The organism is Bacillus badius NBRC 15713 (assembly GCF_001591605.1).
Lineage (GTDB): Bacteria > Bacillota > Bacilli > Bacillales > Domibacillaceae > Pseudobacillus > Pseudobacillus badius.
The window spans coordinates 1-15,395 of record NZ_BCVF01000013.1; the positions used below are offsets into that span (position 1 = coordinate 1).

Consider the following 15,395-nt stretch of genomic DNA (forward strand, 5'->3'; position numbering starts at 1 on the left):
AGCTGCCTCTAGGAGAAGAGGCAGCTTCTTGTTTTCTTACAGCCAGACGATTTTCTCTGATTCTGGCTTTTCGCTTGTTACATACGTGCCGGCAATAAAATCATGAATTGCACGCTTATCCTCACGCAAACCGACCATGAAGGCGCTGATAATCAAACCGATTCCTAAAGTCAGCACATACACAAGCCCAGCTACTACTGTTCGCATAAACATCGCTCCGATTCCTAGTTTTTCCCCATTCACCTTCACAATGCGAATGCGCATGATCTTCTTTCCAATCGTATAGCCGGACCAAACAACAGGGGTAATTAAAGCATAAACAAAATTCAATGAATTCGTAAATGCATCTCCATCCCAATCACCCGCAATAAAATAGCTAATAATAGACAAAGGCACTCCAATAATCAGTCCATCTAATAAGTTGGCTACCAGCCTTATCCAAAACCCTGCCGGTTGTGTCATCATATCATTTCTCTCCTTTTCTGATCATTCACTTGCTTTCTTTAGTGATTCAATTATATGACGATTGCCTGTCTCAATTGCATGCATTAAAATCGTTATATTTTCGCTATCCTTGTGCTCCGCATCCGCCCCGAGCTCCAAGAGTGCCGAGACTGTCGCTGGATCTTCGCTGAGAACCGCATAGAATAAAGGCGTTGTTTCAGCCTCCTTACTTTGATAGTTTGGATCGCCTCCTGCTCTTCCCAGACGTTTCACCATTTCGGCATTGCCCTGCTCAGCGGCTTTGGCCAATGGAGTCATTCCATAATAATCTTCCTCATTGGGATTGGCTCCTGCTTTCAACAGCAACTCTACCATTTTCGGATTATTATCAAGCACCGCCCAATGAAGCGGCGTATACCCTTGATTATCGATCGCATGAACATCCTCGTCTTTTTCAATAAAGGCGGCTACTTTTTCTGTATTTCCGGCCACAGCTGCTTCAATGATTGGCGGGATTGGCTCTGCCGTCCCTTCCTCTTCACCGTAATCTTCATACTCTTCATAGCCTTCTCCAGCTGTCCATTCGGCGATTTTTTCAAAAGCGTAAACTCCCGCCGCTACAAACAAGGCAAAAATAGCTGCAGTTGTCGGCACCCACAGCCAAATAAGCTTAGATGTTTTTTTCTCAATGACGGTTTGCTCCGGTTCACCAAAGAATACAGCAATCTCATTAATTCTTTTTGGCAAAGGCGGGTGTGTAGACAGCATTTCGCTTAGCCAGACAAAAAAACCTTTTTCCTTATTCATCTGATCTAAATACTCTGCTCTGTTCACCTGCTGATAAAGTTCCTTGCCCACGGCAAGAATGGTTAAACTTCTCTTGGCAGCTTCCCTATTATTAATGTAATAAGCAGCGTACCTGTCGCACGTATACTCACAAGCCCGCAAATACAATTCGGCAATGCCGGGAATCCACATAGCCGGCAGGATAAACATCATTTTAGTGAGATGATTCCGCTTTATATGAGCTAACTCATGTGCAATGACAAACGTTAATTCATCTTTGGCCTCATGATGAGCCAGTTCAAAAATCTCTGAATATAGCACAACCATATTCCGTCCGAAAAAGCGCGTGGCAAAAGCATTTAGTATGCCTTGCGATTCCATCACATACACATCCGGCACCTGTTTAATTTCCATTGCCTCACTTAGTTTTTTGACTTGCCCATACACTTCTGGAAATTGGTTTTCTGTCAGCTTGACTGCATTTGCGCGAATATGCCCAAGCGAAAGTGCATGCAAAAACAATGAAAGAGCAAACAACCCTAAAATAATAAAAATACCTATAATCGAAGCTATTAAACCCACATAAGTAACAAGACTTATGATAAGAACAAGCCAAAAGTATTTTTTCTCGTTTTTATGAACGAGACTCTGAAGAGGAATTTCTTGATTCATTTTACTTATCTTAGCTCCTTTTTTAATCATCATCTTAGAATAACAGCGAAACGTAAAACATGCTATAGGAATAGAGCAGAAAAGTGAGTTTCTGCCTAAAGTGACGACTATTTATTTCAATGGATTTACATTTAAAGGAAGAAACACAAAAAACCTAGGGGACTCTAGAAGAAGGTTCCCTAGGAGAGGGGCGATTCATCGGAAAAGCCTGAAGAATATTGCTGTAAAAAGTTCACCAAGCCAATGAACGCTGTCTTTTCATCTGCCTTTCTCTTCATTGCTATGCGCAAGGCAGATAAAGCTGCCAGACTGTCTGCCTTGCTAAATTAAGGCTTTTGTTTCCATAACATCCATCCGCTAATCACATACACGATCGAAGCCAGATAGAAGATCGTTCCGATTGTGAGAAAGTCAACAATATAGCCGGTTAAAATAATCGCAATGGCCGCTGCGATAGATGTCCATGTATGATAATGGCCGATTTGCCTTCCGGCCGTTTCCTTCGCAACATAGCGGGCGAGTGACGTTTTTTCGGTATTTTTCTGCAAGGCGCCCAAAAGCCCCATAACAATTTGCAATATGTACACTTGCCATACTTGATCAACCAGCGGGAAAAACAACAGAATGACGGCCGTCCCCCACGTATACGTAACGAGTAGCACTTTATCGCCCAAATGATCAGCCATCTTTCCGATCACTGGATAGGCTAGTGCAGAGGTTAATGCAAATAAACCGTATGCCCATCCAAATTGCGCATAACTATCGCCTACGTTTCGCAACAGCAGGACGTAAAAGGGAAAAATCATGCTGCCGGCCATCATAATTAAGCTTTGTGCCCATATAAACTGGCGGAAATTCATCTTCCATACTCCTCATAGAAAAAATTCATAAAACGTTCATCCGGATCGTACTTTCTTTTCATCTGAAAAAATTCTTTGCTGCGCGGATATGCACGGTGCAATTGTCTTTTATCCGGATAAGAATAATAGGGCAAATAGTAGCTGCCATCGTGTGCAAGCGTGACATCAATCATTTTTCTAATAACCGTTTCCGTATGCCGCCTGTCCGCAGTGGACGTTCCTTGATTAATCAGCAAAACCAGTGCAAACATGTCTGCTTTGGCATAGGACAACACAGCCTGTTCATCTTTCTCCACATAGCGGATTGTAATATTCAGCAAATTAAACTTCTCTTCCTGCTGCAGCACTTCCCGCAGATCATCGATGTAGTCAGTAAATTGATTGACGGGAACAAAATATTCCTGCAGCACCTCGGTTCGGCTGCTGCTCTCATATTCCATGAATGCTGTTTCCGATCTCATGACATTGTTTCTAGTCTCAAACTTGCCATTTCCCCGCTCCATATACATTCGCTGCAGCTCCCAAAACTTATCCTTTCCCCAATCACTATAACGGGACAGGCCCAGCAGCAGCTTAGGCGCAGCAATGATTCGGTCTTTTTTCAACTGACTGTAGCCGGTCCGGTCATGCTTGCTGGCCGCCTTTGTCCAGTTTGTTACATACATCTCCCGCAAAAAACTATCAGGCGCTATCGAGATCCGGGCCAGATGCATTTTAACCTGCGGCTGACCGGCTGCTTTACGAAAGTAGGACGCATATTCCTTGTAATCTATCATTCTCGTATGCGTTTCATATAATTCATCCTCTGCTAACGTAAGGGTGACATCCAGAATGATCCCGAATAGGCCGTAGCCCCCGATGACGAGCGGAAACAGCTCTTTATTTTCTTCTCTGCTGACGTTAATAATTTTGCCTTCAGGCGTTAGCAGCCGAAAAGATTCAACCGTGTCAATTAACGAGCCGTAGCGAATGTCCCGCCCATGGACGTTGACGCTGAGCGAGCCGCCGACAGTGAAGATATTCTGTGATTGCATCACTTTGACAGCGAGCCCATAAGGATTAATCCGCTGCTGAATATCGTCCCAGGTCGCTCCGCTTTGCACAGTAATTGTCCGCTTTTTAGGATCAAAATGCAGAATTTTATTATACTTCTTCATATCAATCATGATCGCATTCGGATAATATGTATGACCTCCCTGGCTATGCTGCATGCCGGCAATAGACAGCTTGCTGTCTGTATCATTTGCCTCACGGACAATTTTTTGCAGCTGCTCTTCTCCTGCTGCCTGTTGGATGCTTTTTACCTCTGTAGGCAGCAGCCGGCCGGCATCATTGGCGAGCGGGCGGGAAAAGTGCTGGTTATACATATAGGCAGAGCTTGCAAACAGCACACTATATCCAATTAAAAAAGAAATGATTGCTCTTTTTCCCATAAGCCCTCCGGAAAAAATTGTCTGTTTTTGTTCCATCTATCATTTAACACCATTTTACTTTTTAATTAAAATTTGGTTATTTACCTTATTATGCATGAATTCGACAAGTTTTTCTATCATTATTTTTCGGGAAATAAAGTCAAGAAACGGCTGATCACCTTATAAAAAAAGAAGCTGCTCAACGAGCTGGCATCTTGCCGCTGTTGAGTAGCTTCTTGATTTTAGATTATTTTGCTGCGCTATAAAGGGAGTCCACTTGATAGCCTTTGGCTTTATAGTAGTCTAGAATTCCAAGATAAAGCGCTTTGGCGGCTTGTGTACGCCAGTAATCTGACTTCAGCTTTTCATTGTCCTTTGCATTGTCAATGAATCCAAGCTCAGCAAGCGCAGCCGGCATGCTGTTGTATTTGATTACATAATAACCGTATGGTTTAACTCCGCGGTTTTTCAACTGTAAAGCATCAAGCATCCGCTGTTGAATTTTTGTGGCTAGCAGTTTGCTGTCAGATACATAAGGGTTAGTGGCTGCTGATGAATAATAATAGGTTTCTGTACCATTCCCTGCCCCGTTGCTAGCATTTGCATGAATGCTGACAAAGACATTGCCGTTTTTGCTTTTAGCAAACTTCGTGCGGTCTGATAGGGACGGGAACGTATCGCCGGTACGGGTCATATACACTTTAAATGGTGTTTTCTTGAATAATTCATTTGTTTTTAATCCAGTATCAAGCACAACATCCTTTTCGCGCAAGTTAAAGCCTGAGGCGCCAGGATCAGTGCCGCCGTGTCCAGGATCAAGAATGATTACTTGATTGGCAAGCCGCGGATCGGCATTGCCGATGGTGCCGGGGTTGCTGCCATTGTCATCCTCGCCCGGCCGGCTGTTACTGGCTTCTTCTGTATTTCTCAGATAGCTTTTATGGACAAAGCCAGTGCCATTAGCTGATTTAATATAAACCCAACTGCCAACTTCATGGCTGCTTACTACTTTTACATCTTTTTGCAGAGAAGCACTTTTGCTGTACCTCGTAGATGGGCCTGTACGGACATTTAAATTGTTTGTGTTCACCCAAAATGTTTGTTTGAAGCTTGCTGTCTGTTTCATGCGAAATTCCGGATTGATTGCACGGGCAAGAAACACAGAAAAGTCTACACGAGTAATTTGTTTGTCCGATCCAAATGTGCCATCTTCCATTCCGCTTGCAATTCCGCGGGATGTTAGCGCTTTGGCTGCCCCGGACAGGCTGCCTCCAAACTCATAGCCGAACGCTCTTGACATCATGACAGCCATTTCGCCGCGTGTGACGTCTTTATCAGGAAGAAATCTTCCGCCGCTGTAGCCTGACAGAATTCCTTTATCAACTGCTGATTGAATATAACCGGAAGAAGGATTGCTTGCTGCTACATCCTTAAAAACCGTCTGCTTCTGTTTTCCATCTAATTGCAGGGCGCGCGCAATAAACGTCGCTGCTTCCGCTCTTGTCACGATTGTATCAGGGGCAAAGATTGTTGCAGATGAACCAGTGGCAATTCCCCCTTCCGCCAGATAATTTACTTCTTTTAATGCCCGCTTAGGCACATCGGTGAAACCGCTTGCCTGGGCTGTCGTATGAAATCCAAATAGAGGAAGAATAAAGCAAAACGCCAGCGTCAAAATAATTGAACTCTTTCTCACAAGTGTATCTCCCTTCACAAAATTTACCATTTATATTCTAGCATATAATATGTCTGCTAAACATACAAAATTCGACTCTTATTGTATTCTTCGGTAAAAAAGGCTAAATATATAGGTTTCTCGACTTCTTGTAACGATAAAAATATCTTTGTAATGTTTTTGTAATAAAATATCCCAAAGTGACGCCAGTATAAATATTTCCTCCTGTTTTGGCAAAGCTATCATCGAAAGGAGGGATAGACAATGAGTAAGCCGAGAACAAGCAGAAATCAATTTGCCTCAAACCGCACTGGTTCTCCTCCTACTTCCTTCGAAGGAAACAAAGGAAAAAAGATGCAGGATACATCAGGAAAGCATGCGCAAGTGATCCAGACGAAAGGCGAGTAATCTCTTGGTTCACAAAAAAAGACAGGAAGCTGCCGTAACAGCCTCCTGTCTTTTTTTTCATTTTTCTATTACTTGGCTCACCATTTCTGTGACCTCTGCTCTGCTCATTTTTTCTTTTCCTTTTTCCAAAGCAGACAGTGTGCCGTGAGCAAGGGCCAAAGGGATTTTGCAGAAGTTAAGAATCGAGCCCGGCTGGATATCTTCTATGTAACGGTCAGCCATGGCCAAGTTGCGTTTTGCGTAGCTGAACATGTCCTCTAATTCCCAGCCCTCGGGAAAAAAGCTGACACCTCGCTCGCGATCTTCCACATGATTGCGGAGAATATTAACCGACTGCAAGCCGCGCCCATAAGCAATCGCTAATTGTTTATCGGTTTCAGTGCCATCATGCCACTTCCAAATATCAGAAAGCATAACACCTACGAGCCCGGCAACATAATACGTATAATCATCTAAGTCTTGCTCGTCCTTCACTTTCCAGCCTTTCATCGCCCAGTCAGCCATGCCTTTTGCCATAATAGATGTCGCCTGTAAAACCGTATCAGCTGCTGTCTCTGGACAATACTCAATCCAATCCGCCAGCCGCAAAGTCACCTCCGGCAAAAATGCCCGATGCGGCGCAACAATAGACTCAAAGCTTTCCCGGTTGAACGGTCCTTCCAAGATCTCGCTGATAGAATTCAGCAGCTCGCTTTTCAACGCTGGCTCAAGTTCCGGATGGTCTTCAATTTCGTCGATCGCTCTCATGCATAAATAAGCTGCTGCTACCGCCTCCTGTACACCCGGATCAAGTTGGCTGATCGGAATAAAAAACGTTCTGCTCGTTTCTTTCAGTACATTGATCGCATCTCTTTGTAATTCATTTCTTTCGCTCATCTGTTGCTGCCTCCTACTATTTTCACGGTCACCCACTAAATGTTTTTAGAAACCTGATAGTATTTTCACTGATAACAGTATTTTAACATAAAAGAACCGCTTCTCCTTATATTTGATTTTCAAATCATCAATCTGTTAATTTATGGGACCGTTTCTGTCCTCCTTCAAAAGAATGCTTTGCACATTTGCTTGCAGAACTCCAAAAAACGAGTGATTGATCATGCGGCAGAGTTTATTCCTTTGTTATTCTTAGAAAAACTGCCTTAAGTACTTGTAAACTTTTGATGGCAAGTTAATAATAAAAATAAAGAAGAACAAATGTATGAACAGATAAGAAACTTGCTAAGGAGTCGTAGTGGAATGGATGAGATCAAGGGGTTTTTTCAAAGAACAGGAGTTAAGCGCTTTCTTATTGCCGCTTTAATTATACTGATTTTATATTTAATGAGAAGCATGATTAATTTAATCTTATTTACGTTTATTTTTGCTTTTTTAATGGACCGTCTCGTAGAGTTTACAGCTAAGCGCATCCCGTTGAACCGCAAGCTTCTCGTTTTATGCATGTATTCCCTCATTGTTACTTTATTAACATTTGGGCTCGTGAAATACCTGCCTATTATTACTGTAGAAATCGGCCAGCTGATCAAGCGTATTACCGCGTTTTATGCCCAGCCGCACGACAATGTTTTTATGAACTATATTGAAGAGGTCATCTCCAGCGACCAAATTACTGCTTATTTAGAAAATGGCGTATCTTTTCTGATTAAATCTTTTAGTGACATCAGCAAAACGAGCATCAATATCCTCATATCGCTAATCCTGAGCTTGTTTTTCCTGCTAGAGAAACCGCGCTTACAGGAGTTCACACAGAAATTTAAGCATAGTAAAGTTGCCCCCTTTTATTATGAAATTGAGTATTTCGGAAGAAAGTTTACTCGCACATTCGGCAAAGTTATTGAAGCACAATTTATTATCGCCTTTATTAATTGCATACTGTCGGTTATTGCATTGATGATTTTAGGTTTTCAGCAAATCTTCGGATTGGCCATTATGATTTTCTTTTTGGGGCTGATTCCTGTTGCTGGAGTGATTCTTTCACTCGTCCCGCTTTGCTTGATTGCTTATACGATTGGCGGGTTCATTAAAGTCATCTATGTTATCATTGCGATCGCCATTATCCATGCGATTGAAGCGTATATTTTAAATCCGAAGCTGATGTCTTCAAAAACAGATCTGCCCGTCTTCTATACGTTTGTCGTGCTGATCTTCTCTGAGCATTTCTTCGGCGTCTGGGGACTGATCATCGGTATCCCTGTATTTGTCTTCCTGCTGGATGTACTAGAAGTGACCAATAAAGACACAGCGCCTCTTCCTCCATACTAACAGCAGCTTTGCAGCCTGTCCTGAAGACAGGCTGCTTTTTTTAAGCGACTAAGTCTTTACTCCAAGTCTTTTGATTGCGCTGCTGCTTTGATCAATTCCCCAAGCTTCTCGTTTCTCTCTCGGTCGAGCTTGATTTTCGTGTTCATAAACTGGAGCGTCTTCATCACAAAATAGATGCCGAGACTAATAAAAATAATATTTATAATAATCGGCCAGAATGTGAAGAAAACAATCAGTCCATCTGATGCAAACAATGTGTCATTAAGCATGAATATTCCTCCTGTCCTACTAGTCGATTCTGTTTACAAGAAAGGGCAGCGTGGCTAGACTCCTTTCCTGCTGATTTTATAATTCCGGTAAAGAAAAACACCCATTGTGCCAAAAACAGCGAGGAGAAAGACAGGAAGCTCAAAATATCCTAACCCTGCTTCATTGCCGCGCGACCATTGCACACTTTGCCAGCTAGTATACACAAGGAAAATAATAATTTCGCTTTTCATTACATTAAGCATAGCCCGGGTATTCATAAACAGCTGTTCTTTATTTTCTTCCGTTAAGTTAGGAATATTATAAAGGTGCGGCATTCTTTCCAGTGCGGTCATCACCCCCCATAACAGAAAAGCGATGAAAGGAAGAAACCAGACCATTCCCTTGCCTCCCCAGCCATCTGCTTCTCCTTTCGCATTAAAATGAATCGGTACTTGCCCAGGGATTTCCTTCCATTGAACAAGTAAATAAATGATATTAATGATAATAAAAGCGAACGACACAAACGTAGACACTTTCTCAAGTGTTCTTTTTTCCGGCTGACTATCTGTATTCACTTAATCCCTCCTTCATGACGCCCCTTTCTTAACGAGCGCTTCTTATTCTAAGGGCTCTGTAAACCCATCATATCCTTTGCCTTCACTGACCTGATTCCCTGCTTTTTCATTTAGCCTCTTTCATCCTCAAAATAAACTCTTCGATGATTGGCCAGTTCCTTATCCAAGTGAGCATTCGGACAATATGAAACGGAGCGGCCAGTACGATTACAAGCAGAATAAGAAAAAACAAGGCAATGCCGGCAAACTTCATCTTGCCCGCTTCCTTGTAAAGGATGGCCTTATAACCGGCGAGCGCTCCTCCAAGCATAAAGAGCAGGCCGACAGCAAATAAATACTCCACAAAATCGGTAAGGAGAAAAGAAAGTCCGGCAAATACCGCTCCAATTAAGGTAAAGAGGACTGACGACAAACTATAGATTTGCATATTTTCACCCTTTTTCTTAATTGTACCAATTATTCCTTCCCTTGGGTATTGCTGCAAATAAAAACCACCCGCAGCAACGGGTGGTTAAACATATCAACTTAATCTAGCCTGCTTTATCGGTCAATCGTGAAAATCAGTTCCAGAATAAACCTCTTTTACAATACCGGCACGAATGACAAAATCGCCGAAGCGTTCGCCCTCTTGCCGTTCTTTTGCATACTGAAAAAGAATAGAGCGCAATGCCTCCAAAATTTCTTTTTCGCCAATGTTTTCTTTGTAAAGCTTGCTTAAACGGTTTCCCGAAAAACCTGCTCCCAAATACATATTGTACTTGCCTGGAGCTTTGCCGATAAAGGCGATTTCCGCCAGAGCCGGACGGGCGCAGCCATTTGGACATCCAGTCATGCGAATAGTGATCTCTTCTTCATGCAAGCCGCTTTCCTCTATAATCTCCTCAATCTTTTCCAATAAATTCGGCAGATAGCGCTCTGCTTCAGCCATGGCGAGTCCGCATGTAGGCAGGGATACACACGCCATTGAATTTCTGCGCAACGCTGAGTAATGCTTGCCGTCTGTCAGCCCATACTTTTGAATCAGCCCAACAATTTGCTCTTTCTGCTCGCCTGTCACATTGGCAATCACAAGGTTTTGGTTCGGAGTAAGCCGAAAGTCACCGGTATGGACGTTAGCAATCTCCCTCAAGCCCGTCATCAGCGGATAGCCTTCTAGGTCCGTCACTCGGCCATTTTGAATAAATAATGTAAAGTGCCAGTTGCCGTTGCGGCCTTCCACCCAGCCATAACGGTCACCATTATGATCAAAGCGGAAGGTGCGCGCTTCTTCCAGCTCCCAGCCCAGCCGCTTATGCAGTTCTTGCTTGATCGCATCGAGCCCCAGCCGGTCCACTGTATATTTGAAACGGGCATACTTTCTCACAGAACGATTGCCGTAGTCACGCTGGATAGTAATCACTTTTTCGGCGACATCAAGGATTTGATCCGGCCGGCAAAAGCCAATCACTCTCGCCAGCTGCGGATACGTATTTTTATCGCCATGCGTCATTCCCATTCCTCCGCCGATTGCTACGTTAAAGCCGGCCAATTTCCCATTTTCCATGACCGCGATAAAGCCAAGATCCTGAGAAAAGACATCCACATCATTAGAAGGAGGAACGGCGATGCCGATCTTGAACTTTCGAGGCAAATAGAGCTCTCCGTACATCGGCTCTGTCTCCTCTTCCGGCGTGCCGGCCACCTTTTCCTCGTCCAGCCAAATTTCATGGTAAGCCCTCGTACGCGGGGAAAGATATTCACTCAGCTGTCTAGACCATTCATACACTTCTGCATGAACCTCTGACTGATACGGATTCGGATTGCACATCACATTCCGGTTCACATCTCCGCAGGCAGCCAATGTGTCCATTAACACAGCATTGATCTCTTGAATGCTTTTCTTCATGTTCCATTTTAAAATACCGTGCATTTGAAAAGCTTGGCGGGTAGTCAGCTTGAGCGTGCCATTTCCATACTTGCGGGCAATCTCATCCATTGCAAGCCATTGCTCCGGCGTTGCTACTCCTCCCGGCGCACGTACCCGCACCATAAACTGATAGGCCGGTTCAAGCTTTTGGCGTTCGCGCTCATTTCTTACATCCCTGTCATCCTGCAGGTAGCTTCCATGAAATTTCATCAGACGGTTATCATCATCCGGAATTCCCGCCGTAAGCGGATCAGCCAGCGTTTCGGCCAGTGTGCCGCGCAAATAATTGCTCTCTTCCTTTATCCTTTCTACGTCGCTTGGAGAGCCTTCCGGCGCCTTCAATGCTTTATCTTCAATCATTTCTCTTGCTCCTTTCAGTCAAGGCTTAATATACATCGCGCTGATAACGTTTAGAATGCTGCATCTCGGCAAGATAAGCCTCTGCCTGCTCCCGGTTAAATCCGCCTTCTTTTTCAATAATTTGGATCAGCGTTTCATGAACATCATGCGCCATGTTTTTCTCGTCGCCGCACACATAAACGACTGCCCCTTCTTCAAGCCACTGGTACAATTCTCTGCTTTGCTCCAGCATACGATGCTGCACGTATGCTTTTTTCTCTGTATCCCTTGAGAAGGCAACATCCATTTTCGTTAACACATCTTTCTTTAACCATTGCTGCCACTCAGTCTGATACAGAAAATCCGTGACAAAATGCTGATCGCCGAAGAATAACCAGGTTTTCCCTTGAGCAGCCAGCTCTTCTCGCTCTTGAAGGAACGACCTGAACGGGGCCACACCCGTTCCCGGACCAACCATGATAATCGGTGTCTCAGGATGAGGAGGAAGCTTAAAGTTCTGATTGCGCTGAATATAGACCGGCAAATAGTCTCCCGGCTGAATTCTCTCTGCACATTGGATAGAGCAAACACCTTTGCGGCTTCGCCCGTGTGCTTCATACCTCACCGTACTAATTGTCAGGTGCACTTCATCCGGATTCGCCCGTAAGCTGCTGGCGATGGAATAAAGGCGGGCCGGCATTTTCCGCAAAATCGAGACGAAGGAACTCGCTGTGACTTCCTTAAAATTGAAATCACGGATAAGATCCAACAAATCTCTTCCTTCAATATATGCACGCAGTTCTTCTTCCTGTCCAGGCAATAACAGCTGGTCTAATGGAGTCTCCGACAGTAATTCCGCTGCTTTTTGCAAAAGTGGCTTGGTCAATACAGTAATTTCATAATAAGAAATGAGCGCCTCACGTAATGAACGTGTTTCTCCTTGTTTATTGACCGTGATAACTTCATCTGGATTCCAATTCATTTCTTGAATAATCCCGTCGGCCAGCTCGGGGTCATTTTCAGGGTAAATGCCTAAGCTGTCTCCCGGCTCAAACTCCAAATGAGAGCCTTCAAGCGAAAGTTCTAAATGCCGCGTTTCTTTGTTTGATCCGCGCCCGTTCAAGTTGATATTTTCAAGCACCTCTGCTTTAAATGGATTTGTCCGTGAGTAAACCGGCTGGCCTGCCGATGTTCCCGCTTTAACAGAAGCAGGACGAAAAGCAGCTTCCGGACTTTTTCTTTCACTTAAACCTTTCACAACACCCTCCAGCCATTCAGCCGCGGGCTCATCATAGTCCAAGTCACAATCAAAACGCGGGTACAGGCGCTGACCGCCCAGCTCCTCTAGGCGCTTGTCGAAATCCTTTCCTGTTTGGCAAAAAAATTCGTAAGAGCTGTCTCCTAAGGAAAGAACAGAAAAACGGAGATCCTTCAGCTGGGGCGCCCGTCTCCCGTGAAGAAATTCATAGAGAGAAAGGGCATTATCCGGCGGGTCTCCTTCTCCGTGTGTGCTTACTAAGATCAGAAGATTTTGAACCTTTTTGATATGATTTGCCTTAAACTCATTCATCGAAGCAAGCACCACTTGAAAGCCATGCTCTCTCAGCTTTTCAGCCGCCTTCTCCGCAAGTGCTTGAGCATTGCCTGTTTGGGAGCCAAACAAAACAGTTACTTCTTTCGATACAGCGGAAGCTTGTTGTTCAGAAAGTATTTCACCTTCAGCCAGCTGCGGCAAAGCCGTGCCCGCTGCTCCCGCAAGATAGCCGCTTAACCACAGCTTTTGCGGTTCTGTCAAGGTTGGCAATAAACGATTAAGGAGCTCTGTCTGCTCCTGAGTCAAAGGACTATTCATTACTTGCAGTTGCAATGATATCCACCTCACAAAGGAATATAGATCACCCGTCATTCATCCTAAAGAAGAAATGACGGCATTCGCCATCATCAGAAATAGCAAAAAGGGAACGAAATGAATGCGCCCTTTTGACGAGGCTATGTAGTCATAGAAAAAGCCTGAAGGCCTCAATAATTAAGTTTTATATTATATTTATTAATCCTATATGTCAAGTAGGTTTTATGCCCATTAGTCTGTCTTTTCTCATTATTTTTATTAATCGGCCAGCAGATACATAGGAATGAGGACTTTCCAAAATGAACTTTCTGGCATATCGTTTAATATACTATGAAAAAATTGAGGAGTTCGATGATGGTCAAAAAAAGCGTGGATGATGTTTTACAAGAAGGGATTTACGGAAAGAAAGAGCTTCATCCAGAGGAGCGGCGCAAGTTTCTTGGCACATTAAGAGAAAGAATTATTGCCGCACTGCGACAAAGCCAAGTGAGAGAAAAAGAAACATACCCCGAATTAATTGAACTGATGAAGCAGCACCCTCAAGCCAAGCTGTATTTAAACGGAGCATTAAATATTACGTTTCTAAAAAAATACATCACAGCTGCCGACAAACATAAGCTGGACTATACGGTTGTCATCAACAAAAATCACGATACCGATATTGGGCTCGTGCTCGCTTACGACTATGCTGTTGATCAAGAGGAGATTTTCCTGTCCAGACCGAAAAAACAGCAAAAACCAGCCAAGAACAGCAAGCTAGCCTCTCTTTTCAATTGGTTCAGACGGAAATAGCAGACCTGGAATCGAAAGATTATTGAAGCTTCTTTTATAAAAAAACGGTCACGGGAAGTTCCCGTGACCGTTTTTCTATTAGTCAAATTTAATTTTGTTGACCGTTTCCTGATCCAAACGCAGGATAACTTCACCGATCAGTTTCACAGCATTTTCATAATCATCGCGGTGGAGCATAGCAGCATGTGAATGGATATAGCGGGTAGCAATAGTGATGGATAAGCTTGGCACACCGCCTGATGTCACATGAATAGCGCCTGAGTCTGTTCCGCCGCCAGCCATTGCATCAAATTGATAAGGGATATTAAGCTCATCAGCCACGTCGGTCACAAAGTCGCGCAGCCCTTTGTGAGAAACCATAGAAGCATCGTATAAAATAATTTGCGGCCCGTCGCCCATTTTGCTCATCGCTTCTTTGCTGGACACTCCAGGCGTATCGCCGGCAATGCCAACATCTACCCCAAACGCAATATCCGGCTGAATCGCTTGAGCAGAGGTTTTCGCCCCGCGGAGCCCAACCTCTTCCTGCACCGTGCCGACACCATATACTGTATTTTTATGCTGCTTGTCTTTAACATACTTCATCACATCAATGGCAATCGCACACCCGATGCGGTTATCCCATGCTTTCGCAAGCAGCATTTTTTCATTATTCATTACAGTAAATTCAAAATAAGGAACGACCATATCGCCCGGGCGCACGCCCCACTCCTGTGCTTCTTCTTTGCTGGAAGCACCGATATCAATAAACATGTCTTTAATATCCACCGGCTTTTTGCGCGCTTCAGGAGACAGAATATGCGGCGGCTTTGAGCCAATCACTCCTGTAATGTCGCCTTTGCGTGTCACAATTGTCACGCGCTGGGCCAGCATGACCTGGCTCCACCAGCCGCCAACTGTTTGAAAGCGGAGAAAGCCTTTATCATCAATTTGTGTAATCATAAAGCCCACTTCATCTAAATGGCCGGCAACCATGATTTTCGGCCCATTAGCATCGCCTGACTTCTTGGCAATTAAGCTCCCTAGATTATCCGTTGTTACTTCATCAGCAAACGGCTCTATGTATTTTTTCATTACAGCTCGGGCTTCCCGTTCATTTCCGGCAATTCCCTTTGCATCCGTTAAGTCTTTCAGCATGGTTAAAGTTTCATCCATTTTGGCCATACATC

15 protein-coding genes are annotated in these 15,395 nt (G+C 44.0%); 3 read left to right on the forward strand and 12 right to left on the reverse strand.

The genetic code is table 11. The features are described 5' to 3' along the window. Positions 1-36: 36 nt before the first annotated feature. From BBA02S_RS08460 to BBA02S_RS08480, 5 genes are all read right to left on the reverse strand, one after another. Positions 37-465: an RDD family protein gene (locus tag BBA02S_RS08460; protein WP_041113987.1), complete on the reverse strand. Its 429-nt coding sequence runs from the start codon at positions 463-465 to the stop codon at positions 37-39. 21 nt (positions 466-486) lie between these two features. Then, positions 487-1,902, reverse strand: coding sequence for a M48 family metallopeptidase (locus BBA02S_RS08465; RefSeq protein ID WP_041113988.1), 1,416 nt, complete (start codon positions 1,900-1,902; stop codon positions 487-489). Positions 1,903-2,228: 326 nt separating this feature from the next. After that, positions 2,229-2,762, reverse strand: coding sequence for an MFS transporter (locus BBA02S_RS08470; protein ID WP_041097662.1), 534 nt, complete (start codon positions 2,760-2,762; stop codon positions 2,229-2,231). Beyond that, a complete protein-coding gene (locus tag BBA02S_RS08475; protein ID WP_041098263.1) occupies positions 2,759-4,195 on the reverse strand; it encodes an FAD-binding oxidoreductase in 1,437 nt (478 codons plus the stop codon). Before BBA02S_RS08475 ends, BBA02S_RS08470 begins: the two co-directional genes overlap by 4 nt. 226 nt (positions 4,196-4,421) lie before the next feature. Then, positions 4,422-5,870 carry an N-acetylmuramoyl-L-alanine amidase gene (locus BBA02S_RS08480; RefSeq protein WP_052475138.1) on the reverse strand — a complete coding sequence of 483 codons (1,449 nt, stop codon included), beginning with the start codon at positions 5,868-5,870 and terminating at the stop codon, positions 4,422-4,424. A 243-nt stretch (positions 5,871-6,113) separates the two neighbouring features. Here BBA02S_RS08480 and BBA02S_RS08485 point away from each other — a divergent pair, with 243 nt between their 5' ends. Further along, on the forward strand, positions 6,114-6,257 hold the full coding sequence (locus tag BBA02S_RS08485) for an acid-soluble spore protein N (RefSeq protein ID WP_041097666.1): 144 nt from the start codon (positions 6,114-6,116) through the stop codon (positions 6,255-6,257). 57 nt (positions 6,258-6,314) lie between these two features. Here BBA02S_RS08485 and BBA02S_RS08490 read toward each other — a convergent pair whose 3' ends face one another. Continuing rightward, positions 6,315-7,133: a squalene/phytoene synthase family protein gene (locus BBA02S_RS08490; RefSeq protein ID WP_041097668.1), complete on the reverse strand. Its 819-nt coding sequence runs from the start codon at positions 7,131-7,133 to the stop codon at positions 6,315-6,317. A 360-nt stretch (positions 7,134-7,493) separates the two neighbouring features. Here BBA02S_RS08490 and BBA02S_RS08495 point away from each other — a divergent pair, with 360 nt between their 5' ends. Further along, positions 7,494-8,516: an AI-2E family transporter gene (locus BBA02S_RS08495; RefSeq protein WP_041097670.1), complete on the forward strand. Its 1,023-nt coding sequence runs from the start codon at positions 7,494-7,496 to the stop codon at positions 8,514-8,516. 56 nt (positions 8,517-8,572) lie between these two features. Here BBA02S_RS08495 and BBA02S_RS08500 read toward each other — a convergent pair whose 3' ends face one another. The 5 genes from BBA02S_RS08500 to BBA02S_RS08520 form a co-directional block, all read right to left on the reverse strand. Then, a complete protein-coding gene (locus BBA02S_RS08500; protein WP_041097672.1) occupies positions 8,573-8,785 on the reverse strand; it encodes a hypothetical protein in 213 nt (70 codons plus the stop codon). Between the two features lie 54 nt (positions 8,786-8,839). Further along, a complete protein-coding gene (locus tag BBA02S_RS08505; RefSeq protein WP_052475139.1) occupies positions 8,840-9,340 on the reverse strand; it encodes a DUF1648 domain-containing protein in 501 nt (166 codons plus the stop codon). Between the two features lie 106 nt (positions 9,341-9,446). Further along, positions 9,447-9,824, reverse strand: coding sequence for a hypothetical protein (locus tag BBA02S_RS08510; RefSeq protein ID WP_041097675.1), 378 nt, complete (start codon positions 9,822-9,824; stop codon positions 9,447-9,449). Between the two features lie 63 nt (positions 9,825-9,887). After that, positions 9,888-11,603, reverse strand: a complete 1,716-nt coding sequence (gene cysI / locus BBA02S_RS08515; protein WP_061786749.1) for an assimilatory sulfite reductase (NADPH) hemoprotein subunit — start codon at positions 11,601-11,603, stop codon at positions 9,888-9,890. A gap of 28 nt (positions 11,604-11,631) precedes the next feature. Beyond that, positions 11,632-13,452, reverse strand: coding sequence for an assimilatory sulfite reductase (NADPH) flavoprotein subunit (locus BBA02S_RS08520; RefSeq protein WP_041113989.1), 1,821 nt, complete (start codon positions 13,450-13,452; stop codon positions 11,632-11,634). A 333-nt stretch (positions 13,453-13,785) separates the two neighbouring features. Between BBA02S_RS08520 and BBA02S_RS08525 the strand changes: the two genes are divergently transcribed. Then, positions 13,786-14,226 carry a YueI family protein gene (locus BBA02S_RS08525; RefSeq protein ID WP_052475140.1) on the forward strand — a complete coding sequence of 147 codons (441 nt, stop codon included), beginning with the start codon at positions 13,786-13,788 and terminating at the stop codon, positions 14,224-14,226. Between the two features lie 78 nt (positions 14,227-14,304). On the opposite strand, the gene BBA02S_RS08530 is transcribed toward BBA02S_RS08525, so the two are convergent. Then, complete coding sequence (locus BBA02S_RS08530) at positions 14,305-15,390, reverse strand: M42 family metallopeptidase (RefSeq protein ID WP_041097683.1); 1,086 nt, start codon at positions 15,388-15,390, stop codon at positions 14,305-14,307. Between the last annotated feature and the right edge of the window lie 5 nt (positions 15,391-15,395).

Bases quoted from the DNA above. Each gene is read 5' to 3' on its own strand.
- BBA02S_RS08485 (WP_041097666.1), top strand. From the start codon at position 6,114: ATGAGTAAGCCGAGAACAAGCAGAAATCAATTTGCCTCAAACCGCACT.
- BBA02S_RS08460 (WP_041113987.1), bottom strand. From the start codon at position 465: ATGATGACACAACCGGCAGGGTTTTGGATAAGGCTGGTAGCCAACTTA.
- BBA02S_RS08495 (WP_041097670.1), top strand. From the start codon at position 7,494: ATGGATGAGATCAAGGGGTTTTTTCAAAGAACAGGAGTTAAGCGCTTT.
- BBA02S_RS08475 (WP_041098263.1), bottom strand. From the start codon at position 4,195: ATGGGAAAAAGAGCAATCATTTCTTTTTTAATTGGATATAGTGTGCTG.
- BBA02S_RS08500 (WP_041097672.1), bottom strand. From the start codon at position 8,785: ATGCTTAATGACACATTGTTTGCATCAGATGGACTGATTGTTTTCTTC.
- BBA02S_RS08470 (WP_041097662.1), bottom strand. From the start codon at position 2,762: ATGAATTTCCGCCAGTTTATATGGGCACAAAGCTTAATTATGATGGCC.
- BBA02S_RS08530 (WP_041097683.1), bottom strand. From the start codon at position 15,390: ATGGCCAAAATGGATGAAACTTTAACCATGCTGAAAGACTTAACGGAT.
- BBA02S_RS08525 (WP_052475140.1), top strand. From the start codon at position 13,786: ATGATGGTCAAAAAAAGCGTGGATGATGTTTTACAAGAAGGGATTTAC.
- BBA02S_RS08490 (WP_041097668.1), bottom strand. From the start codon at position 7,133: ATGAGCGAAAGAAATGAATTACAAAGAGATGCGATCAATGTACTGAAA.
- BBA02S_RS08465 (WP_041113988.1), bottom strand. From the start codon at position 1,902: ATGAATCAAGAAATTCCTCTTCAGAGTCTCGTTCATAAAAACGAGAAA.